The sequence below is a fragment of the Candidatus Liberibacter asiaticus genome, from assembly GCF_000590865.3.
Taxonomy (GTDB): Bacteria; Pseudomonadota; Alphaproteobacteria; order Rhizobiales; family Rhizobiaceae; genus Liberibacter; species Liberibacter asiaticus.
Genome location: NZ_CP010804.2, coordinates 1,001,432 through 1,024,171 on the forward strand (window position 1 = coordinate 1,001,432; position 22,740 = coordinate 1,024,171).

The window sequence follows — 22,740 nt, forward strand, 5'->3', positions numbered from 1 at the left end:
TTTATGTGTCTTGAAGTCTTATGTTAGGATTCATTGTATGCATTTTTGTCATCAGCAGATTGTAAACCATTGTCATGGGTAATCCTTAGTATGAAAAAGGGTGCTGGGAATATATAAAAAAGCACCGTTAAATCAATGATGGTTTTGCAGGGAGGTTGAGAGAATAAAGAAAATTTAAATGCTTGATTTTACATTATAATTAATCGTTATTTTTCTATAACATTAAACATTATTTTATAGATAAATATATAATGTTGTATATACTTGCATGATAATCTATTAAAGTGTTACAATGGTTCCATATTTTTTTGATATGCTTGCAAAAAATATTTTAGGAAGGATGGCCGAGCGGTTTAAGGCACTGGTCTTGAAAACCAGAGATGGGCAACTATCCGTGGGTTCGAATCCTACTCCTTCCGCCATAAGAGTTATAACACACTTTAAAGTTGTCGCCTTTCTAATAAAAATCGTCAGCAGTCCTTTAGTTACTTCATGCGCTAGTTTGGTATTTCATTATATAGTTTTTGCCATGAACTTTAGGAAACTAGCGCATGCATTAGTAGCTGTTTCTATACGCTGCTTAACTTGATTCATGAAGATGGCTTACTACTGCTATGTTTCTAAAGTGACCGAATATCATCCTTTCTATGTCTATTTATTCATTGGTTTATATGTATGATTCATACCGCACCACTCCTATCAATATTTTAGTTTTTGTTGTATAATGATTTCTTGTTGATTGTGCATATTCTTTCTAAAAGCGCGTGATATTATTGCCAATATTAAAATTTTTCTCTCACTGTTTTATATTTTTAATATGATTAATAAATTTTATGTCTCTTGGGTAAATGTAATTACTTAAGAGGAATTCCAATATTATTGACTTTTCCAAAGATACTATGAAGAATAGTTCATGAATAGAATCTATCATGGGTTTACCGGATAAGGCTTTAAAGTCAATGCAAAGAGCCTTTTTGAGATGATTTCAAGTAAGATATTGGCTAGCGATATCAATCCATGAGACATTTTATCGCCAAATATGCGATCTTGCACAAAAGCCTGTAAACTTATAAAACAATGAGAATGGATAACAAGGGGGAAGAAACAATGAGTGAAGATGTAATAATCCATTCTTCCATTGGGGAACACGATGCTAAATTTGATATCACTATTCCCATTGGCGTTCTTGATTCTCCACGAAGTATCCGTATACAATGTTGGTCTGCCTATAAATACAAACACCAACTGCATATGTCCGATCTAAGTGATACTGTAATCGACCTTCCAAATCACATCTCCATTATTACCTGTATGGAGGATATGCGTCTCAGCTCTGTTGTTTATGCAACAAGAGAGGACTGTCAAAAAATTCTTCGTGCCTTAAGTGAGGTATCAAAACTATTTTAAATGGACTGCTATTTATAAATGCAATCTATTATAGATAACATCTGGGCTGTTAAAGGAAATGGCAATAACGTCAGCAAGACTTCGTTTTGTTCCACACATGACTTATAAACACGCTTGCGTTCGCATGCGACTTTTCTGAACATAGAATTCCGAGCAAACACGGACGCTTCTAACATAATGTTAATTTGTTGTTTGCAAGATGGAAAAGAAGGTCGTTTCTTTCTTGGACTAAAACAAATTTAGTATAGAAAAGCGTCCATTTGATTTTTTCTGAGGAGATAACTGTAAAGAAACATTGTTTTGGGGATCATCAAATGAATTATTCCAAGGATCTTTATTTTGGTTAGGAGAGGAAAATAAGGCTTTTTTATAGTCAATGGATTGGTGATCCATCGCCTTGGCAGCATAGAGAAAATCTTCTACTTTTTTGGAATCTTTAAAATCGTTAATCTTAATGTGTTTTTTTAATATGCGAATCTTTTTTCTTTCGGGTAAAACAGCGAAATAAGGAGATAATTTGAGTTTTTTCGACACAACTTTAAAAAGTTTACTGTCTCCGAGAATTTCGTAATGATTTCTAATGTTAGGAATAGTGCGTTTAAAATAAAGTGCTAAAGCAATATTAGGATCTTTTTCTTCTTCTTTTTTCTCGATCATTTGATGTTTATACAGATCACAGGTATCGTCAATGTGAAAATTATCTTGTACTTTCCCGATCTTTTTATGAGATAATTCTCCATGGATATCGAAGTTAAATGAAGAAATGATTTCTTTATATCGATTGTCTTTGTATGTGTTAGCGAAGCTTTTGGGATCTTTGAGATCAGATTTGAATATTTCGCATAAAAAATCCTCTCTTACTTTTTGAGAATCAATACCTTTCGATTCTAATAAAAAGTTGAGTATTCTTTTATTAGCAAGCAGTTCTTCAAAAGAATGGATGGTGTTAATATTAAGAGTATAATAATCTACTTCTGAATTAATTTCTAAATTAATCCTTTTTTGCGTACTTATTTGTTCCATTGAATTGAACGATTTATTTTCTGCATCATGAATGCTTCTTTTGCGATTAGCATAATGCTTCACATTATCACGTATGGTGAGCCTTGATTGCATCATCGGAATCGGTCCTATTGAACCGTCTGCATTAAAATTAAATGCGTGATTTAATTTGATAAGACGATCGTCCTTTGATTTATTGGCATAACTATCAGGATCAGAGGGATTACTAGTGAGGACATTTCGTAATTGATCTCTATCAAGATCTTGCATATTAAGGTTGTATGCATCCAAAGCAAACTGCAGTGTTATAATGGGTTCTTCCGCGGAATTAGGACCCTCCAACTGACATTTGCCACTTAAAAGATTATCGATAGATTTAATCTTACCTAAGGGTAGTTGATAATCTTTTATCAAAGATTGCATTTTATCATCGTGTAATATTTGACAATTCTTCTTATAAAGATCTAGCATCTTCTGAATTTGGCTATCTTGTTGAATTTTTGTGCTAGAACTATTATCCCGATGGAAGTTAATTTGAAAAAAATATTTCACTTGCGAAACTATAGGATCATTTTCTTGCATAAGCGTGAGAAATTTATCTGCTGTTATTTCTGGATTTAGAGGAAAAAGAGATAATTGAAGCATTTTAAAAAGCTTAGGATCTTTTAAAAAATCTGAAAATGAAGAAACAGAATTAATGGCTAACTTATAATAATTTTGATCAGAAACAATGGGGACACAATCTATCGTGTTATTAAAATAGTTGCTGACAATTTTTTCTATTTGCATATCAGTTAGAATTTTATCTCGTTTGCTTAAAGAACCATCTGGTTGAAAACGAAAGTTTTCTGCCATTGCACGGAAACGATTATCTCTAGATTCTATAAAATATTTTTTTGGATTCGCGAGACCTAGAGTCAAAACGTCTTTTAAAAATGGTAAGGATATATACTTAGGGGTAATACTAAAAGATTGGAGAACATAATCAAGAAGGCGTCTATCTTTGAACAATTGATCAACAGAATTGATTTTATGAATATTTTTTCGAAAATACTTGCTTTCTTCTAGAGCAACTTCTTCCTTGTGCTGATGCGATTGCTTATAGTCCTGAATGATTGTTTTGTGCTGTATATCACTCTGAATGACTTTAGGAGGAGGAGAAAAGTCATAAGAACGGGCAAAATATTGATATTTTAAGCTATTCAACTGATTAACTAAGCTTTTAGGATCAGAAAGATCGCTTTCCAGTATTTTCTTTATAAATTTTTCTGCGTGCGACATATCGGATAAACCAAAAGCTTTTAAAGCATAAGAAAAAAGGCGTTTATCTTTGATGAATTCGTCAATAGTTGAAATATGTTTGATCCTTTCTCTGTAATAACGTTCTTCACAAGAGACGATAGGATCTTTGGAAACAGTGGAAAACAATTTACTTTGGATATCTTTTGAAGGGAAAGGGGCGACGTGCGACGGTATCATAGATCATTCCAAGAATACGTTGGGATATCTGACCACAAAAACGCCCAGTACACACTCTATATCATTTATCATGTGAATTCTATAAAAATTTATAAAAATAAATCTCTTGAGAAAAAAGAGTTGGTAGTGATTTAAAATGCTACGTCCCATAGCTTTAACGACGAGTTAGACACAAGAGAGGGCTGATAACAAGCACCTCTGAGGTTGCTGAGGGTATGATTTCTATCAACTTGATGATCAGGCAGGTTTTCTATTGCAATATCGATCTCACTAGCTTGATGGTTTGATTTCAAATCAGGCAGGTTTTCTATTGCAATATCGATCTCACTAGCTTGATGGTTTGATTTCAAATCAGGCAGGTTTTCTATTGCAATATCGATCTCACTAGCTTGATGGTTTGGGTTCAGATTAGTAGCGACTTCTACCTCAATGTTGATATTATCAGCTTGATTCTCTATCACAGTAGGTTTATCTGCATTTTTGGATTTCTCTTCCAAAGATAGCCTGCTAGCACGACGTATATCTCTCTTAACTTCTGTTTTAAATATAGTCATATTTCGAGGTTTATTATTCTCTTGTATAACTCTATTTATGGACTTCTTGATCGTGTTACCTATTGTATTTCTTTTTTTTGCAATGGAATCACCGAGGTCACAACTACTAATAGATAGAACGCAGATGACTAACGTTGATACAATGAGAATATTTTTTGATTTCATCTAATATTTTTTTCCGTCGTTTACAAGGGGAGATACCAAGTATTCTAATATGTTCTTAACCCTAATCAATGGTTGTTGCTATGTCTACTACAATTCGTTTACCAAACTTTTTTATGGGTTTTTATCCAAATTTGTCAACAATTTATCCCTAGACTTATCAACAATCCGTTGGAGAAAGATTCGAAATTTCAAAATTTTTGAGAAATGATGGGTTTTTAAGAAGGTCTTTATCTTCGAAAGAATATCAAAAAACACACTAGAAAAGATCTTTTATCAGTGGAGTGGCATGAAGTTATTTCTCAATTTTTCTCTTGTAGAGTTATGATTGAACACTATTTACAAAATTTATAAATAAAAATAGTATAGGGAAGAGGAAAAAATTCAATGATTGCCATTGCTTATAGTTGTTATAATAAATTGAGATATAAAGAGATCTACACCAAAATTAACATAGATATGCGACTCACATATTTGTAAAACCAATACTCTGGATGTCGATTAAGTACAAAATTATAGAGGTAAGTTCGTAGGGCAAGTGAAATCACAAAAAAAGGATAGTCTCCCGGCGACAAAACATTTGTAGTAAACCATAATGACCGAAAGACTATTGAAAATAGAGAAGAGCGTAAATGCGCGTTTAAGAAATAAATGATACAAAAAAATATATATGTCCTCCTACATTCTAGCATATTGTAATAATAATACAAGCATTTTTCAGATATCCATTGTTTTTTCTTGAGTTTGGATAAGGAATTCGCAGTGAACAAGAATAGCAATTGGCTTTATAAAGGCTAAACTTTTTATGGTCCTTTTATAAGAGTGGAAATATTCCTATTTATCATTCGCCATTGATGGAATATAAGGATTATTTTTTTTTGATCTATTCTCCAATTCCACCGTTCTTTTTTGACCATTGCATCGGATTATCAAGAAAACAACGCACTTCTTCTAAGACATCGTGATTAAAAATTTTTAGTTTTTCTGCGATTGTTAGAATATCATTCCACGTAGCGAGATAGTGGAGTTTTATATTATTTTCACGAAAACGTGCAGGAACTTCAGGAAATATATCATAAAAAAACAATCCAATTCCATCTTGAATTATCCCACCAGAATCACGAATAACTTTGACGAACTCAAACATTGAATTTCCCAAAGTGACTAAGTCCTCTATAACAAGGACGCGCGCTCCTTTAAAAAGATGTCCTTCTATTTGAGATTTTTGTCCGTGCTTTTTTGATTTTTTTCTGACATAAATCATTGGTAAATTTAAACGTTCAGCGAGAAGTGTTGCGAATGGAATTCCTGCTGTTTCTCCTCCAGCAATAATATCGATGGATTCAAAACCTATATTGCGCAACACAGTTTTTGCTGTCAGATCCATAATCATTGAACGTGCACGTACAAAAGAGATGAGTTTGCGACAATCAATATATAGGGGACTGACAATTCCTGAAGTGAGATGATAAGGATTTTCAGGGGAAAAATTAACAGCTTTAATTTCAAAAAGCATTTTAGCTACTAATTCTGCTATGATGTTTTGTTGTGGAAAATAATTAACAATCACCTATTAACATCCTTATACTATTCAAGTTACAGATGTTTATGTCAGATAGCTTAGAGATGAGTCAACCTTTTTATAAAATTTCAAAGGTTATCATGAAGCATTACTTCCCAATACAATGGAAATATTGGATTAAAAATCGTGATAGATCCCGTAGAGGTTGTAATTTTTTCATCAAAAATAATAGGTTGTTCACGTCGTTTTAAGGATATTTTTCTTGTATTAACTGGTATTCCATACCATGTTGCACCATTGATGCTGACGAAACTCTCTAAATTTTCAAGTTTATTTTCTTCTTCAAAGATTTGTGCAAGACAATTAAGAGCATTTCTTGCGGTATAGATACCAGCACAACCACAGGAAGATTCTTTGGAAGAATCCCAGTGAGGAGCAGAGTCAGTACCAAGAAAAAACCGTGGATTACCAGAAAGGGCGGCTTTACGAAGAGAAAGGCGATGTTTCTCTCGTTTAGGAATCGGAAGGCAGTAATAGTGTGGATTAAGACCATCATGAAATATTGCATTTCTATTAATAATGAGATGATGAACAGTAATAGAACCAGCAATATTGGTAGCATTGTTAACATAGTCAATGCCATTTGAAGTGGTTATATGTTCAAGAATAATTTTTAAGTTTGGTAGTTTGTTGCGCAAAGGATCTAAGATTTTATCTATAAACATTAATTCTCTATCGAAAATATCAATATCTTGATTCAGTATTTCCCCATGAATGCATAGAGGCATTCCTATTGTTTCCATCCTTTCCAATACAGGCATCACACGATCAATATTACGTATACCATGGTGAGAATTTGTTGTACTACCGGCAAAATAGAGTTTTATCGCTTGAACTAATTGAGAAGTAAATCCTTTTTCTACATCATCTGGATCTGTTGTTTCAGTGAGATATATAGTCATCAAGGGAGAAAAATCATACTCTGGTGGAAGTGCATTTAAAATCCTTTGGCGATAAGCACACGCATCATCGACCGTAATGATTGGAGGATCGATATTAGGCATAACGAGAGCCCGTCTAAAGTTTTTCGCAGTATCTCTAAGAACTGTTTTTAATATTTCTCCATCACGTAGATGTAAATGCCAATCATCCGGAACGCGTAAGGAAATTTTTTTCATGTTCTCTCCAAGGTAATAGCCAAAACGATAATTTTGATACGTACATACAATAGCAATTACCACTAATTGACGAGTAATTGTAAAAAACTATCGTAATTTCATCCTCAACGACGGTAAATTTTATGGCAGAGAACCAATCATTACGATTATAAAAAACAAATCCCCTAAAAAAATCTTTAAGCACCATGCTGAAGTATTTTTTATTCATTATTAGCAACATGCAAGGATCTCGTTTACTTATGCTATATTATGGATGACATAAGGAGATATTTCTATGATTATGTTGAATAAACCAATATCTTTAATGGTTTAAAGTGCATAGGGAATAGCAGCCCACAGATTATCGATTTTTAAGGTTGCGTATCGTTGTGAACACCAAATAATCCCTTTCCTACTATAGCCCAAAATCCACAGATGATGGCGGAAAGAGAAACAACAGTCGCAATGTATTTGCTTTCACACAACTGCGCAAAAACATTAGAATTGATAATTTGGGTTAGCAAGAAAGCAACTATTATCGTAATCCATACTATCGTTACCCAAAAAGATCTGTTGGAATACGCAAAACGCATAATATTACTCTCTTGGATGGATCTTGCGATAGCACTATCTTTTTTAATTTGCACCTGTGCTTCTTGAAATTCCTTTGTTAATTGCGGTGGCATTGATTTGAACCCTTTTACCAATTGTGATTCCAGCGTTGCAAATTCACTGTCTGAATCGAATCGAACTGGTTTCTTGATCTGTTCCACAACATTTTCTGGGGAAATATTACTACCATCTGCCATTTTTGTGATTTCTTCCACTGTTATTGTTCTATTAGTGTTGGGATCATTGGGATCATACAATCGGCGCCATGTTTTATTTTCTTCTTGCACGATCTCTTGCAACTGTTCGGTTGAATGCGATTGGTATTTATTCCAAATTGATTCCATAATTTCACCAATCTCTTGGTTAGCAATTTTAGGAAATATTCGAAAAGACAAATCCATTATAACTTCGATTGGATGACTATCGAAGTACTTGAATCGATGATAAACGCCAACGAATACAGGTCCCTGTTTCCATGCTTGTGGTTCTTCGTCTAGCATTGATTTCTTTTTTTGTAGTACAACATCGCAGTGTGTTAAATAAATGAACTGTTGTATTTTGAGATGATCTATTGGTATGGAATATTTCACTCCTTTATCTATGAAAAAATTGGCGACTGCAATAGTTGAATAAGGAGGATTCGTTTGAGTAAATGTTCTTTTTTTCACGGATATTCCCTTCATATTTAAGATAACTCATACGATAATAAAGAATCGAGTTATCCTGTCTAAAACCATGGTAAAATCAACAAAAAGGTAAAATTATACCGAATGTGCACCGACCTTGTGAAGGCGAATCATGAGTTTTTAGATTGCACGCCACTCTTATGTGATATTACACTGCACACGCGTATTTTTGAAATACTACTACTACTAGCTTCCAAATGGTTGTTATTCTCGTTCCAAAAATCGTTTGTGTTTAGACTAATGATGCGACGGCAAAGGAGGTGGATATTCATTCTTGGAATGTATAGCTACACTCTCTCTTTCATTTTTCTCAAGAGCCGATTTCGCAAAACCATATACAATCTTGGCTCCATTTAAGGTATGTCTTTTAACATTACGCATAATCTTTTTCCACAAAAGACATATTTCTGGTTTTGCATTACAAAGATTGCTCGCATAACCCACAGTACCACTTGTGGCAGTCATAAAATCCGTGATTTCGGTTTTCTTACCTTTTTCCGTCTCTTCCAAAAAAGGTTGCGCATATACATTAGACAGAACGATTAATAACACTGATATCCAAAAAAATTTTTTTGCAATCCAAAACATCTCTTGCTAACATCCTTGCACTGTCTGAATACATCTTACACTTGTAATAATAAACATTTAGTTATTTTACTAATAAATATGCTGACATAAAAGTTATTTTTATTAATAAAATTGTAAAATTAATTTTTTACATTAATATCAAGGCGATATGTCTTTTTATTCAGGAATTTTTTTGATATTATCAGCTAAAATTCGCAATTTATCGCGCTAAAATTGTAAAAAATAGATTGTACTATGATTCTTTGCAAAAGGACAATGTGTCTTTTTTACTCCATATTATTGGAAATTCTCAGTGCTTTCTCATGTTTGAGAAAGATGATATATCTATTATAAAATTTCGTATTAGATAAGGAATAACATTGATTTTCATGGAATAGACGTTATTTAACACTTATGATTTGGCATTATTAATATTTTTTATGCAATGGTTTTTAATATTGGATTCGTTTAGTAAAGCTTTCATTTATTAAAGTATGTCCATAAGCATTGAGAGAGAAAAATGTTACGGGGAAAATACGATATTAGCTTTCTCAGTTTATTCTTAAAGACAATCAAGATATTAGGTAAATTGATATTTCGGCATTCTGCGTTCACAGTGATTATAGTAGGATATGTTTTTATTTTTTTGTGGATATTGTCCAATGCATTATGGAATCAGACAGGGAAACATCCTTCTCCAATTTTTACAACACGGCATCCTCAATCATATCGCATTTTTTTAGGTTCTGGTTCGGAAGTATCGAAGGATAAAGGGATAACTTTTAAGGTAGAAAAAGTAGGGGATCAGCACAATAAAATTTTGTTAAAAGAGTATTCGTCGGATAATAATAATAATAAAAAGTTATGAGAAAAAAATACAGAAAAAATCACAAAAAAGGTTTTTATCATGATTCGTGCGACGATATTTTAAGTCAGCGTACGAAATAAGCAGTTGATTATTTTGAAAATAATTAGAATATTCCCACTTCACCCATCGATATCTGAAGTAATAAAAAATCCTCTTGAGAAGGAAAATAATATGTTCCTTTTGTCTATGAAAATCGTCTTAATAGATCTCGCCCAATTTTGGGGAAATCTTTTTATCTTCTCCTTTTAAGATCAGATCTTGTATCTATAAACCTATGAAAAATATTGACTACGCATTGTTTTAATTGTGAAGTTCGACATCTTAACTTCTTTTCAAGCTTGATTAGTGATTTTGGTTTTATTTTTTATTTAATTCTCTTAAACTGTGTATGATTGATCGTTAAATCCTTAGGGTTAAGAGGGATGAAATATTTCATCTCCCTTAACCTCTAACGTTAATTGCTAAAGACTTTTGTCCTTTTCTTCAGACTATCTTCATACTTTTAGGCTCATTCCTTTCGCAGAATGATTTGATCTTCTAGAAAAAGTATAAAGAAAGCTTTTATGCAATATAACAATTTTAGATTGTATCATACCTCTCTTCACGAAGATCGCCGTAGTTTACAATAATTACTGATATGAGAGTCTAAGATAAGTAAATTCATAGTCCTTTTATATATATATATTACAGATTTTAAGAATTTTTATTTGATGAAGTATCTTGCTTTAAAATTACGGAAGTTATTAAACTTTAGATTGATTAGATCAAAAAGATGCTCTAACTATTTTGAAATCCCTAACTCTATCGAATTTTTCTGTGAAAGACTATCTTTAGTGCTCCATAAGTCTGGACTATCAAGAGGATCAATTATTGTTATTTCTGGAAAAAATTGTTTGATTGTTTCTTCTATTTTGTGCGTAAACAAGAGTTTTAAATTAGGTCCTGCATCTAGAGTAAAATAAATAGGAATAGATTGTTGGCGTGCATCCCATACTCTTTCCATCCCCTGAATTGTTTCTTTTTGCCAATATAACAAAGGTGGAGAGGCAGCAATCATAGTTGCGTGCATTTTTAAAGCATTTTTTTCAGCAACTTCTCCAAGTTTGATGAAATCTTGATCGATAATAGCTTGTTTAATATGTGCGAGATCTGTGGAAATTTGTTGTGTCCATTGTGTAAAAAAAGGCGAGTGGTGTCGAGTAATCTCCATTGCTTCACGCGATCCTATTTTTTTTTCTCTATCAATTATCTTTAAAAGTCCGATACGTAAATCAGGCCATTGATTGTTGAATGGTACAGCAAAACTATCCATACCATTCTGATCTGTACCACATATCCATTCGCAAAAACCTCTATAGAAAGATCGACAAGCACTACCTGATCCAAGACGTGCAACACGAGATAGTGATTCACTTTTTTCAGGAATAGAATAAATTCGAAATAATGCTAAAGTTAATGCTGCAAAACCAGAAGCAGAAGAGGCTAATCCTGCCTTAGTAGGGATATTATTAGACGTTTCTATTAGGAAATATACTTTTGAAAATTGACGAAAAAGATCGCAAAATTGAGTGGTTTTTTTAAAAAAACTACTCTGAGAAGAAATTTTTTGACCATTGAGTATGATGCAATCGGCATCACTATCGATCACTGTGATATGTGTTATAGTGCCCAAGTGCCCAAGACTCAAAGAAAGAGAATTATTGAGTGGAAGATTTAATTTTGAATCCCTTTTCCCCCAGTATTTACATAATGCAATATTACTAGGAAGAAAGGCGCTACTTTTTTCGTTGATTTTAGGATTACATTCACCGATATAACGATGTAGAATGTGACGGAGTGATAGGGACAATGTCTATTCCTTTTGCATGCATGTGACAATTGACAGATTGATAAGGAAGAGAGTTTAAATCTCCTTTCCCGAGAGCAATGACGCAGTCTCCTAATCCTGATCCTGAAATTTTAGAAGCCATAATATGGGGTTGTTCTCTGAGTTTCCAAACAATCTCGGAGAGTTTTGAATCAGAAACGCCTAAGGTTTCTAATAATCCCTGCTGTCTATTCATTGCTTGTGCTAGTACTTTTAAGTTTTTATTACGGAGAGCTTGACAAGAGATTTGGCTGAGTTTTCCCATAAGGGCATAAATTTTTTGGTTTATTTCGTTGATCTCGGGGTATTCTATTTCTATATAAGAAATTTTTTTTAAAACCTGAGCTGTAGGGGTTTTATACCCTGAATAAATCAGATGTATAGGAAAAATAAAATCAATCTTTTCTATGCTGTATTTTGGCATTTGATAACAAATCAAACCCCCATGGATGGAAGCAGCAAGATCAATTCCAGAAGAGATTCCCTGTACTTTTAACACAATTGCGTGTGCTGTTGTGAGTATTTCGTCAGGAGAAGGTTCTTTGTGGTATTGGAGTGTGAGTAAAGCAGCTGTTATAGCAACTGTAATGGCAGCAGAAGAGCCAAGACCCAATTGAGAATCAAGCTGAGAGATGACTTTTAGATCAAAACCACATGATGGTTTTATATGATTAATCGCCATTATAATAAAAGAAAACGAGGGATGGAACATCGCAAGATCAAGAGATCCACAATATTGACCCAAAGAAGAATCAATGTTGATTAGGCGATCTTTGCGTAATGTCAAATACAGGATTACCCGCTTATTTATGGCAAAAACAAGCGCAGCATGCCCATGCAGAACCCCATGTTCTCCCATCAAGACTAAACTTCCAGGAGCACTAACACAAATTTTATGCAAGCATTGTCCCATTTTTATCCTCTTTTATTTTATAACATGTATAGCCATAGAGGGAAGATAATTTTTCTGGATTATAGCCACCAACAAGAACAAGTCCTGCTTTTTCTCCTCGAATACTTCCTGCTCCTGCAATTTTTGCAGATCCGCCGTTATTTTCGATACAACGAATGAATTTTCCGACAGTTTCTGGGACGACTCCAATGGATTCTAGAAGAGATTGATTAACACGTACGGATTTATAAGTTTTTTCCGCATCTTTTTTTTGAATATTTTCCATCATTTCATTGGTAACAGCATTAAATTCGCTCCAAATACTGCTTTGTGAAAAGTGCTGTTCAACAAAAGAAACACATTCTCCTGTCGAACTTTCTGGCATTCCTGTGTTGATCGCCCACCATTCTCCTACAAGAGTTTCGTTTTTTATAATCTGAGGGGGATTTATATAGATAATTCCTCCCATGACTATTGTCGTAGAATCGATAATACCAGTTTTGCCATGTTGGAGACGTTCTATATAACCTGTTTCAGCAATTAGTTTTTCTTTGTTGCAAAAAGGTTGATGGGTTATAGAGCTTAAGGCAAGAGATAAGGCAGAAATAATTGCAGAAGAAGAGCCAAAACCACTCCCAATAGGAATAGTAGAATGCAAATCTAACGATATCCCACAAGAGATATGGGGAAGATGACGATTAAAAATATAGAGAATAAGATCATTTGGATGCGTTAAAACAGAGGTGATCGGAATTTTTTTTGCTATAAAATCACGATGTCGTTGATCAATTTGATGTCCAAGTAAACGACATGCTTCAAAAGAATATTCGATTGTTTGTGAATTTATAATGCGGATGAGTGATGGTTCGATAGTTGTGAGCAACGCTCTTAAATAAAAGGTAATCGCCACAGCTAGTGCTGATGCACCATATAAAGAAGAATATTCACCGCTCAAGATGACTTTAGCGGGAGCAATGCTATGAGCATGAGGGGTCTGGGAAGTTTGTTGTTTCATAAATTCGTTTATGGTTTTGAATGGTTGCTAAACGAAATGGACCTGTTGTGGTATGGGGTATTGTACAGTTTCCTTCAACAGAAGGAATGATATCTTGATGTAAGTCACAATATACCTGATAAGAGATAGGAATACGAGAGTTAATAATATGTTGATGACGTTTCTGATGTGATTTTTTACGATAATTTTTCTGTACAATTCCTGAGAAAAACTCTGCCACACAACCAGAGCCATAACTGAAAAATCCTACGCGTTTTCCCGCAAGATTTTCTGAGCTATGATCCAGTAAGGAGATAAAATCATTGAAATCATGACCTTTATTTTTTTGATAATCATGCCATACTGCTTCTAAAGATTGCAGATAAAATTTATCTGCAATCTTTAGAAGCAGTATGGCATGATTATCAAAAAAATAAAGGTCATGATTTCAATGATTTTCAGCCATGCGTGTAAAAGGTTGGTGATAGCAAAAATACTGAAAATCATTGAAATCATGACCTTTATTTTTTTGATAATCATGCCATACTGCTTCTAAAGATTGCAGATAAAATTTATCTGCAATCTTTAGAAGCAGTATGGCATGATTATAAAAAAATTAAAGGTCAATGATCCATTCAATGATTTTTAGCCATGCGTGTAAAATCGTTAATAGCAAAAATAGATGTTTGGGATGAGATTAGAATCGCAACGGCACCACATCCTTGAGTAGGCTCTCCCGACGAACCAAGATCATACCGTGCCACATCAGAAGCTACGATAAGCACTTTGCGTTCTGGCGATTTGGCGACTAACGCACAAGCCATATGGAGCGCACAGGTAGCGCTATAACATGCTTGTTTGAGTTCTACTACACGACAAGAAGAATTTAAACCTAGAAGTTTATGAAGCCATATAGCAGCAGACTTTGACTGGTCCACACTACTTTCCGTTGCAAAAAAAAGGGTATCGATTAAGTTTTTATCTTGATTTTGCATGATAGGAAGCGCTGCTGCTGCTGCCATTGTCACAATATCTTCGTCAGGATTCAAGACACTCATTCGTTCTTGCCCAATACCTACATAAAATTTGGCAACGTCCAAACGATATTTTTCTGCTATTACGGATAAATCCAAGTATTGATTAGTAGTATAAAAAGAAATATCTTCGATTCCAATTGCCATAAACCAAATACTCCAATTATTGATGTCTGATAAGGGCTGTATTCAGGTATAGCTCTTGTACACGTTTTGTTCCTAGTAGAAACATTGATACGATAAATTCTTTACGAAGAGATTCGATTGCCGCGACAACGGCATCGGATGAATCCATAGCTGGTTTTAAAAAAGGTGAAGCAAGCCCTCCGAGAGAAGCGCCTAAGATGATAGATTTTAATATGTCTACCCCATTACGAAGACCTCCGCTGGCAATAAATTGTGCTTCATTACAGTATGGACGTGCCATTTCTAAGGAGAGAGGTGTTGGAATTCCCCAATCTTGAAAAACAATTCCAATATCGCTTTCAAGATCCCGATGACTTTCAATGCGACTCCACGATGTTCCCCCTCGTCCTGCAATGTCAAAATATCGAATACCTGATTTTAATCCTAATTCTATGTCCATAGAAGAGAGACCACAACCAACTTCCTTCAGAAGAAGAGGGACATCCATTGCTGATGATAGCAGGGCAATTTTTGAACTGAGATCAGCAAAATTAGTGTTACCATTTGGTTGGATTATTTCTTGCAATGGATTCAGATGGAGGAATAATCCATCTGCTCCTAAAACATGAACAGCTTGATGTGCTTTTTGAACACCAAAATCATAATTTAATTGGACTGCACCTAAATTAGAAATGAGAACTGTATGCGGAGCATATTGACGTAATTCAAAGCTTTTGATGGCGTTATGGTCAGAAAACATGACTCTTTGTGAACCAACTGCCATTGCTACTTTTGTTTTTTCTGCTGCAATAGCGAGATTACGATTGATACGCTCAATCATTTTATTATTTCCACCTGTCATGGAAGAAATGAGAAGAGGAAAGGATAATTTTTTTCCTAAGAATTCAACGGACGGATCAACTTCATCGAAAGATATTTCTGGCAAAGCCCTGTGAATTAAATGCCAATCATCAAAAAATTTTTTGTTACGATCTATTCCAGGATCTTTACATACAATATTGATATGGTCAATTTTGCGATCATTCACCATTGAGATGCATCCTTTCTAGGCGCAAATGTGCCTCCATTAATTCACCAGGATTCGTTTGTGCAGCGAGTAGAGATAGTTCTCCGCAGAGTACTGTTGCAGCACATATTGCTGCAAGACGACGGGCATTATCTCCTGTTTTTCGTTCTTCAATGCATCCCAATGCTGTTAAATTATTTTTGATAGCAGGAATATTTTTGCCATTTCCAACGCATCCTAAGATCAAATTTGGTATGGTACAAGAGAAGTAAAGGGAATCATCATGCAATTTTGCATAAGTTAGTCCTTGAGATCCTTCGACAATATTGGCGGCATCTTGTCCTGTTGCTAGGTAATAGGCAAGTAACATATTGGCAAAGTGGGCGTTGGCAGAACGTATACCTCCAGCTAAAAAAGTTCCGATCAGATTTTTTTGTGTGTTAAGAAGGATAATTTTTTCTGGAGAAGTACGTAAATATTTTTGACATATTGCACGATTAATAGTTATTTCTGCTACAAAATTTTTCCCTCTCCCCATAATACCATTGATAGCAGTTGCCTTTTTATCTGAGCAAATATTTCCAGAAACGGATCCATAATGCAAATAAGACCATTGTGATAATATCCAGTCCATAACAGCATCGGCTGCTTTGGTTACCATGTTATGTCCCGAGGCATCTCCAGTGGCAAATTCAAGGCGTAAGAAAAGGAGATTACCAGCTATTTGAGAATGTAATTGAAGAAAACGAGTGAATTGACTAGTTTGTTCTATTACTCGTGCTATTTCTGCTTTTTTAAGAGTTATTTCTTGGAGTGCGGTCAAAGCCATTTCGGCATTTTCAGTTTCAAAAAAGATAGAACGAGTCATGCGCTCGTCAATGAGTGTCGCACGTATACCATCGGGACAAAGCATTGAGATATGTGCACCTCGTTTCACAGAATGCCACAGAGGATATTCGTAGGTTGCAAGAGGAACTTTTACCTTATCTTGGATAACATTTCCTGTTATTTTCATAGGCCCAATCCAACGCATGGGCATTGATATGCTTGATACTTTTTTCATATGCAAATGTTTCAACTAAAAAATATTTTATTCTATTCCTCGTCAATTCAATAAATCAATTTATTTTTTTATGCATTGTATTGATAAAATGTTTTTTGCGACCACTTAGTTTTCTTGATATCATTCACAAACTTCTCTCAGATTCATGGGATGTTCCTATTATAGTGAATTACAACGAATTATATCGCATATCCTACACAATAAACCATTTAGTTTACTATTTCTTTTTATTTTGTATTTTGTACATACAAAGGTGATTTTCTATTATTAAATAGTTGAATTGACCAGATGTTTTTAAAAAAAATGGTTTTTGCTATCTTAATGAACACTGATTATGGCATAAATAAGAAATAAGACACAAAAGAATATTTCTCCAATAGGAGAATTCGGGTGTAATATGGGCAAGCAAAATCTCCAATGGTAAGGCCATAGTAAGGGTATGCCAGTTGGAGTAAGGACATCTGCAACCAGATGGCTGACATATCCAATGATTAGAGCATCTTGTAACCCTTGATAAGAAATGAGTTCTGATGGAAAAAAATGGTGTATGAGCCATTTATATAAGATAACCGCGAGTATACTATGCGTAAAACCTCTATGACTTGATATACAGGAGGTAAGAAGGGATAAAGTTTTAAAACGTTTAGAAATAAAAGATCGAGGATGGTCAATATCTGGCAAAAGGCAAGACAACAATGCCCCTAAAACCACTGTACCCCATTCAGCATCTGTAAAAGATGACAAAAAGTTCACTTTCTTTGCAAGTATGACACTTGCCAAAGCGAAGATACAGTGTCCCTCATAAGTCATACAAACCACGCACTCTAGTAATCCTGATGTATAACAAGAGCATAATTAGCCCTTTGGATATTAATTTTATTATTCCATGCGACTTTTTATCATAAAAAGTATATTTTCTATAGTATTCTCTCCCGATTTTCTTTAGAATTAACACTCCAGTTGGCTGGGTAGCCGCGCTTTAAGGGAATGATCTCTTTAAGGTGAGGAAAGTCCGGGCTCCATGAAAACTCAACGCCGGATAACGTCCGGCAAAGGTGACTTTAGGGAAAGTGCCACAGAAAATATACCGCCTTCAATCAAAGGTAAGGGTGAAATGGTGGGGTAAGAGCTCACCGCGTTTTTGGTAACAGAAATGGCAGGGTAAACCCCGTTGGGAGCAAGACCAAATAGGGATAGCGCGGAGTAATACTCCAGATTTGTTTTCGATCTAGTTATCCGGGTAGGTTGCATGAGGTGCTATGTGAATAGCATCCTAGATGGATGGCTATCAGTTTCCTCTATGGAAATATACAGAACCCGGCTTATAAGCCAACTGGTCGTGAAAATGTAATTTATGGTGTATATGGACAGTTTTTACTTCGGTCGTAGCATTCAAAAGAATAAACTCAATTTTCCTTTTTCTTAGAGAATATTGAACGTATATTTTTAAGGGATTGAGAGGATTTATCCTTGTGGAAATATTTTCTCAGTAGTTTATGTTTTCAAAGTCATTATAGTATAATTTCGGTCGGATAGTAATTTGCTATTCCAAAAAATGAATCTATCTCATTTTATATATAAAGGCTATGTATAACTTTATAGGGCAATTTATCGTGATTAGTTTCAGTAAAAGTATGAGTTGATCTTTTTCTATTTAAACAGGAGTGTGATATGCTTTGATTCCAAAATCCAAAACCGGATATACTATCATTTATCTGGTATCAGAAAAGATGTTCTGGTAGGAATAATCCTAGTGATTTATTACGCTTTTCAACAATTTTCTAGGAAAGAATCATTAGATGAATAGCTGTGATATCCTTCATAATAAGGATGTTTTTGAATATGACGTTGTTATTATAGGTGCTGGACCAGCTGGATTGGCAGCAGCCATTCGTTGTAAACAAATCAATCCTCATTTATCTGTGGTTATTTTAGAAAAATCAGCAGAGGTTGGAGCCCATATTCTTTCAGGTGCGATTATTGATCCCATTGGGATAGATAGTTTATTGCCTCGTTGGCGTGAAGACAAAGGACATCCATTTCATACTGTTGTAAAAAGAGATCTTTATTGGTTTCTAAATGCGCAGAGATCAATACAGATACCACATTTTTGTTTGCCAGATTTCATGGATAATAAAGAACATTATATTGTTTCTTTAGGACAGGTATGTCGTTGGTTGAAGAATAAGGCGGAGGCGCTGGGTGTAGAAATTTATTGTGGTTTTACAGCTACTGAAATTTACTACGGAAAAAAAGGAGAAGCCCTTGGTATTTTGACAGGTGAAAAAGGTAAAAATTACGATGGAACACAGGGAAAACATTACATTGCTCCGATGTTGTTATTAAGTAAATATATGTTAGTAGGAGAAGGAGCATGTGGATCTTTGACTCGGCAACTGATAGAGCGTTACTCCTTAATGGATGGGCGTCAACCTCAGAAATTTGGTCTTGGTATTAAGGAATTATGGAAGATTAAACCTCAATATCATAGGAGAGGTCTTGCTCTTCATAGTATCGGTTGGCCACTTGATATGAATACTTCTGGGGGAGGGTTTGTTTATCATTTTGATGACAATCTTGTATCAATAGGTTTTGTTTTACATCTTGATTACCGCAATCCTTGGATTTCAGCTTATGAAGAATTACAGCGTTTTAAAACACATCCTGATATTAGAATAATATTTACTGAAGGAGAGCGTTTGGAATATGGAGCACGTGTCATTAGTGAAGGGGGATGGCAATCAGTTCCTAAACTTTCTTTTCCAGGGGGAAGTTTAATTGGTTGTGCGGCAGGATTCGTTAATCTTCTTCGCATTAAAGGATCTCATAATGCGATTATTTCTGGAATGCTAGCAGCAGAAAAGATCGTTGAGCGCTTGTCCAATGGAAAAAAACATGATGATCCTATAGAAATTGAAGATTCTTGGCGTCAAACTCAGATTGGTAAAGATTTATGGATTATAAGGAATATCAAACCCTTGCTATCACGCTTTGGAGTATTCATCGGGTTGTCCTTGGGATTGATGGATATCTGGATTCAAAAAATTCTAGGTTTTTCTTTTTTAGGTACATTAAAACATCATAAAATGGATTCTTGCTCTTTGGAAGCAGCTTCTCAACATAAGAAGATTGACTATCCTAAACCAGATGGGAAATTGACTTTTGATATTATGTCTTCTCTTTTTTTAGCAAAGGTAAAATATGTAAAAGAACAACCTATGCATCTTTTGATAAAAGATAAAGATTTACAAAAAAAATCAGAATTAAGAATATATTCTGGACCTTCAATGCGATATTGCCCAGCTGGAGTATATGAATGGCATCAAAACAATGATGAAAATAATTATATTATCCATGCACAGAATTGCATTCACTGTAAGGCATGTGTGATTAAAGATCCTAATCAGAATATTGAATGGAATCCTCCTCAAGGAGGTGATGGTCCCCATTATGTAGATATGTAAATTATGTTATTTCTATATATTTATTGATATAGGTAGATAATCAGTATCAGAAAAAGATTGTAATTTTTCTCTTTCTTTTATGAGTTATATTTCGTGTTATTGATTTTGTCATCCTAGCTTTAAGGATTTTTCATTTTAAATAATTCATTGACAAATAATTATTTTGTGAAATATAAGAATCTCTATGCAGTCTATCGACATACCTTTTTTACAACTTCCACATGCACATGGTATTCCTCTTCCGGAATATAAAACAAGCGGGTCTTCTGGTATGGACCTGTTTGCCGCTTTACCAGAAGATGAGCCAGTTGAATTACTACCGGGAATGCGTTCTTTGATCCCTGGAGGGTATATTATTGCGATTCCTCCTGGTTATGAAGGACAAGTCAGGTCGCGTTCTGGATTAGCACTTAATTATGGTGTTGCTTGTTTGAATTCCCCAGGTACTATTGATAGTGACTATCGTGGAGAAATCAAAATATTGCTGATTAATCTTGGTCAAGAAAATTTTTTGATAATGAGAGGTATGCGTATTGCTCAATTGATTATAGCAAATTCCGTTCGCGCTCATCCTAGCCTTATTTCAGCAATGCCTATGGGAAAAAACGAAAGAAATGAAAAAGGATTTGGTTCAACAGGACTTTATTAGTTTCACTACCTGCATCTGATTTATCTTTATACTTGATTTTTATACAGAACTAATATTTTACAAAGCAATAAGTAGTAAAGATCTCTATTGATTGGATATCAAGAATTGATTGGATTGGCGGTAAGCAATTGCTTCAGCAATATGCGCTTTTTGCATTTCTTCTGAGGAATCCAGATCAGCGATTGTTCGCGCTATTTTTAGTATTTTATGATATCCACGTGCTGAAAATAGTATTTTTTCGGCATACTTGATTGAGCAGAAGACTGCTTTCTGTATTCATATTAGCTATTTTTTCTATTAACACGGGGGAACAAACCGCGTTATATTTTAGTGAAGATCCTATTTTTTTTCCTTGCTAGATGAACACGAGAAGCTCTTGTTTCACTTGATTCAGATTTATTCATTACAAAAAGATCGGATATGGGTACGGCTGGGTACTGCTATACGTATATCGATGCGATCCATTAAAGGTCCAGAAATTCGCGCTTGATATTCAGTTGCGCACCGTGGACCTCTGATACAAACATTTTCGTCTTTATTGGACATACCACATCGACAAGGATTCATTGCGGCTATTAGTTGAATCCGAGAAGGATAGCTTATTTTTCGATTAGCTCTCGCAATAATACATTCACCAGTTTCTAAAGGTTGGCGTAGAGCATTAAGCGTTTGAGGTGAAAATTCAGGAATTTCATCTAAAAATAGCACGCCGTTATGTGCTAAGGAATCTTCTCCTGGCAACACTTGTAAACCTCCACCTATCAATGCCGCTATAGTGACAGAATGATGTGGAGAGCGGAAAGGTCTGTTTTGTATAAAAGAATATTCATGGGATGAGTGGCCAGATATTGAATAAATCATCGATACTTCTAATGATTCTTCTAGAGATAAGGGGAGTAGTATTGATGGCAAGCAAGAAGCAAGCATTGATTTTCTTGCACCAGGCGGTCCAATCATGATCAGATTATGTCCACTAGCCGCTGCTATTTAAAGAGCACGTTTAATAGTTTTTTGACCTTTGATCTCTGCAAAATTTGGAAGATTATCACGTTTTTTATATGTAGATTTACAGGGTTGAGGAAGCAGTTGTTTATTATTTAAGTGATTTATTAGTTCTAAAAGAGTGGAAGGAGCTACAATTCGCAAACTATCTGATGCCCATGCAGCTTCAGATCCACAAGATTGGGGACATATGAAATCTTTGTTCATATTTTTTGCACAAATAGCCGCAGGAAGTGATCCATCAAGATTTATTTCTCCTACTGCTAAATAGTGTGAAAATGATTCAGTACTGATTGCTTGAATCGATGCCATTAGTGCAAGAATGATAGGTAAATCATAATGAGATCCTTCTTTTGGTAAATCAGCTGGAGATAGATTGATGGTAATTCGTTTACTAGGAAGAGCAAGCCCGCATGAATAAAGTGAGACTGTATTCTTTCACGGCTTTCTATAACAGCTTTATCGGGTAATCCGACTATTTGTACTCCCACCCTTCCAGGAGATACCATAACTTGAACTTCGACAGGGATTCCTTTTATACCTTGAAAGGCAATCGTAGAAATTCTTGAAATCATATTTTCAAAACTTTAAAACTAATCTTAATGC

Annotated in this window: 18 protein-coding genes, 1 tRNA gene, 1 other RNA gene and 2 pseudogenes; 6 read left to right on the top strand and 16 right to left on the bottom strand. The window is 34.7% G+C overall.

Translation table 11 applies throughout. The annotated features are described in order from the left end of the window. Positions 1-334: 334 nt before the first annotated feature. Positions 335-422: transfer RNA gene (locus CD16_RS04520), tRNA-Ser, on the top strand. Positions 423-1,107: 685 nt separating this feature from the next. Continuing rightward, on the top strand, positions 1,108-1,407 hold the full coding sequence (locus tag CD16_RS04525) for a hypothetical protein (RefSeq protein ID WP_015452842.1): 300 nt from the start codon (positions 1,108-1,110) through the stop codon (positions 1,405-1,407). A 228-nt stretch (positions 1,408-1,635) separates the two neighbouring features. Here CD16_RS04525 and CD16_RS04530 read toward each other — a convergent pair whose 3' ends face one another. The 6 genes from CD16_RS04530 to CD16_RS04555 form a co-directional block, all read right to left on the bottom strand. Beyond that, on the bottom strand, positions 1,636-3,888 hold the full coding sequence (locus CD16_RS04530) for a DUF1217 domain-containing protein (protein ID WP_015452843.1): 2,253 nt from the start codon (positions 3,886-3,888) through the stop codon (positions 1,636-1,638). Positions 3,889-4,019: 131 nt separating this feature from the next. Then, a complete protein-coding gene (locus tag CD16_RS04535; RefSeq protein ID WP_015824958.1) occupies positions 4,020-4,607 on the bottom strand; it encodes a hypothetical protein in 588 nt (195 codons plus the stop codon). Between the two features lie 880 nt (positions 4,608-5,487). Beyond that, positions 5,488-6,120: an orotate phosphoribosyltransferase gene (locus CD16_RS04540; protein WP_207190562.1), complete on the bottom strand. Its 633-nt coding sequence runs from the start codon at positions 6,118-6,120 to the stop codon at positions 5,488-5,490. A 134-nt stretch (positions 6,121-6,254) separates the two neighbouring features. Beyond that, on the bottom strand, positions 6,255-7,304 hold the full coding sequence (gene pyrC / locus CD16_RS04545) for a dihydroorotase (protein WP_015452846.1): 1,050 nt from the start codon (positions 7,302-7,304) through the stop codon (positions 6,255-6,257). Between the two features lie 350 nt (positions 7,305-7,654). Beyond that, complete coding sequence (locus CD16_RS04550; protein WP_015452847.1) at positions 7,655-8,563, bottom strand: Panacea domain-containing protein; 909 nt, start codon at positions 8,561-8,563, stop codon at positions 7,655-7,657. 255 nt (positions 8,564-8,818) lie between these two features. Beyond that, on the bottom strand, positions 8,819-9,169 hold the full coding sequence (locus CD16_RS04555) for a DUF5330 domain-containing protein (RefSeq protein ID WP_015452848.1): 351 nt from the start codon (positions 9,167-9,169) through the stop codon (positions 8,819-8,821). 499 nt (positions 9,170-9,668) lie between these two features. On the opposite strand from CD16_RS04555, the gene CD16_RS04560 reads away from it, so the two are divergent. Next, positions 9,669-10,016, top strand: coding sequence for a hypothetical protein (locus CD16_RS04560; protein ID WP_015452849.1), 348 nt, complete (start codon positions 9,669-9,671; stop codon positions 10,014-10,016). A 781-nt stretch (positions 10,017-10,797) separates the two neighbouring features. Here the strand turns inward: CD16_RS04560 and mvaD are convergent. The 9 genes and pseudogenes from mvaD to CD16_RS04595 form a co-directional block, all read right to left on the bottom strand. Continuing rightward, the gene (mvaD, locus tag CD16_RS04565) at positions 10,798-11,865 is read right to left on the bottom strand and encodes a diphosphomevalonate decarboxylase (protein WP_015452850.1); all 1,068 of its coding nucleotides are present in this window, start codon (positions 11,863-11,865) and stop codon (positions 10,798-10,800) included. After that, positions 11,822-12,796 (bottom strand): mevalonate kinase family protein, encoded by a 975-nt coding sequence (locus CD16_RS04570; protein ID WP_015824960.1) that lies wholly within the window; start codon positions 12,794-12,796, stop codon positions 11,822-11,824. Before CD16_RS04570 ends, mvaD begins: the two co-directional genes overlap by 44 nt. Further along, positions 12,777-13,790 (bottom strand): mevalonate kinase family protein, encoded by a 1,014-nt coding sequence (locus CD16_RS04575; protein WP_015452852.1) that lies wholly within the window; start codon positions 13,788-13,790, stop codon positions 12,777-12,779. Before CD16_RS04575 ends, CD16_RS04570 begins: the two co-directional genes overlap by 20 nt. After that, on the bottom strand, positions 13,753-14,010 hold the full coding sequence (locus CD16_RS05810; protein WP_236301255.1) for a hypothetical protein: 258 nt from the start codon (positions 14,008-14,010) through the stop codon (positions 13,753-13,755). The genes CD16_RS04575 and CD16_RS05810 overlap by 38 nt, the downstream gene beginning before the upstream one ends. Then, positions 14,011-14,184 (bottom strand): annotated as a pseudogene (locus CD16_RS05935) (hydroxymethylglutaryl-CoA synthase); the annotation flags it as partial. 220 nt (positions 14,185-14,404) lie between these two features. Next, the gene (locus CD16_RS05820; protein WP_236301257.1) at positions 14,405-14,950 is read right to left on the bottom strand and encodes a hydroxymethylglutaryl-CoA synthase family protein; all 546 of its coding nucleotides are present in this window, start codon (positions 14,948-14,950) and stop codon (positions 14,405-14,407) included. A gap of 16 nt (positions 14,951-14,966) precedes the next feature. Beyond that, the gene (gene fni, locus CD16_RS04585) at positions 14,967-15,980 is read right to left on the bottom strand and encodes a type 2 isopentenyl-diphosphate Delta-isomerase (RefSeq protein ID WP_015452854.1); all 1,014 of its coding nucleotides are present in this window, start codon (positions 15,978-15,980) and stop codon (positions 14,967-14,969) included. Next, a complete protein-coding gene (locus tag CD16_RS04590; RefSeq protein WP_040055327.1) occupies positions 15,970-17,019 on the bottom strand; it encodes a hydroxymethylglutaryl-CoA reductase in 1,050 nt (349 codons plus the stop codon). The genes fni and CD16_RS04590 overlap by 11 nt, the downstream gene beginning before the upstream one ends. A 318-nt stretch (positions 17,020-17,337) precedes the next feature. Continuing rightward, positions 17,338-17,829: a metal-dependent hydrolase gene (locus CD16_RS04595; RefSeq protein ID WP_015452856.1), complete on the bottom strand. Its 492-nt coding sequence runs from the start codon at positions 17,827-17,829 to the stop codon at positions 17,338-17,340. 146 nt (positions 17,830-17,975) lie between these two features. On the opposite strand from CD16_RS04595, the gene rnpB reads away from it, so the two are divergent. From rnpB to dut, 3 genes are all read left to right on the top strand, one after another. Next, an RNA gene (gene rnpB, locus CD16_RS04600) (RNase P RNA component class A) lies at positions 17,976-18,360 on the top strand. 458 nt (positions 18,361-18,818) lie between these two features. Next, complete coding sequence (locus tag CD16_RS04605) at positions 18,819-20,483, top strand: electron transfer flavoprotein-ubiquinone oxidoreductase (protein WP_015452858.1); 1,665 nt, start codon at positions 18,819-18,821, stop codon at positions 20,481-20,483. A gap of 184 nt (positions 20,484-20,667) precedes the next feature. Then, entirely contained in the window at positions 20,668-21,132 is a 465-nt protein-coding gene (dut, locus tag CD16_RS04610; RefSeq protein ID WP_015452859.1) for a dUTP diphosphatase, read from the top strand. 84 nt (positions 21,133-21,216) lie between these two features. On the opposite strand, the pseudogene CD16_RS04620 reads toward dut, so the two are convergent. Then, positions 21,217-22,709 (bottom strand): annotated as a pseudogene (locus tag CD16_RS04620) (YifB family Mg chelatase-like AAA ATPase). Positions 22,710-22,740: the final 31 nt, after the last annotated feature.

What these genes read in the sequence shown, in the direction of transcription:
- CD16_RS04525 (WP_015452842.1), top strand. Translation starts at nt 1,108, where the DNA reads ATGAGTGAAGATGTAATAATCCATTCTTCCATTGGGGAACACGATGCT.
- CD16_RS04530 (WP_015452843.1), bottom strand. Translation starts at nt 3,888, where the DNA reads ATGATACCGTCGCACGTCGCCCCTTTCCCTTCAAAAGATATCCAAAGT.
- CD16_RS04535 (WP_015824958.1), bottom strand. Translation starts at nt 4,607, where the DNA reads ATGAAATCAAAAAATATTCTCATTGTATCAACGTTAGTCATCTGCGTT.
- CD16_RS04540 (WP_207190562.1), bottom strand. Translation starts at nt 6,120, where the DNA reads ATGCTTTTTGAAATTAAAGCTGTTAATTTTTCCCCTGAAAATCCTTAT.
- pyrC (WP_015452846.1), bottom strand. Translation starts at nt 7,304, where the DNA reads ATGAAAAAAATTTCCTTACGCGTTCCGGATGATTGGCATTTACATCTA.
- CD16_RS04555 (WP_015452848.1), bottom strand. Translation starts at nt 9,169, where the DNA reads ATGTTTTGGATTGCAAAAAAATTTTTTTGGATATCAGTGTTATTAATC.
- CD16_RS04560 (WP_015452849.1), top strand. Translation starts at nt 9,669, where the DNA reads ATGTTACGGGGAAAATACGATATTAGCTTTCTCAGTTTATTCTTAAAG.
- CD16_RS04570 (WP_015824960.1), bottom strand. Translation starts at nt 12,796, where the DNA reads ATGGGACAATGCTTGCATAAAATTTGTGTTAGTGCTCCTGGAAGTTTA.
- CD16_RS04575 (WP_015452852.1), bottom strand. Translation starts at nt 13,790, where the DNA reads ATGAAACAACAAACTTCCCAGACCCCTCATGCTCATAGCATTGCTCCC.
- CD16_RS05820 (WP_236301257.1), bottom strand. Translation starts at nt 14,950, where the DNA reads ATGGCAATTGGAATCGAAGATATTTCTTTTTATACTACTAATCAATAC.
- fni (WP_015452854.1), bottom strand. Translation starts at nt 15,980, where the DNA reads ATGGTGAATGATCGCAAAATTGACCATATCAATATTGTATGTAAAGAT.
- CD16_RS04590 (WP_040055327.1), bottom strand. Translation starts at nt 17,019, where the DNA reads ATGAAAAAAGTATCAAGCATATCAATGCCCATGCGTTGGATTGGGCCT.
- CD16_RS04595 (WP_015452856.1), bottom strand. Translation starts at nt 17,829, where the DNA reads ATGACTTATGAGGGACACTGTATCTTCGCTTTGGCAAGTGTCATACTT.
- CD16_RS04605 (WP_015452858.1), top strand. Translation starts at nt 18,819, where the DNA reads ATGAATAGCTGTGATATCCTTCATAATAAGGATGTTTTTGAATATGAC.
- dut (WP_015452859.1), top strand. Translation starts at nt 20,668, where the DNA reads ATGCAGTCTATCGACATACCTTTTTTACAACTTCCACATGCACATGGT.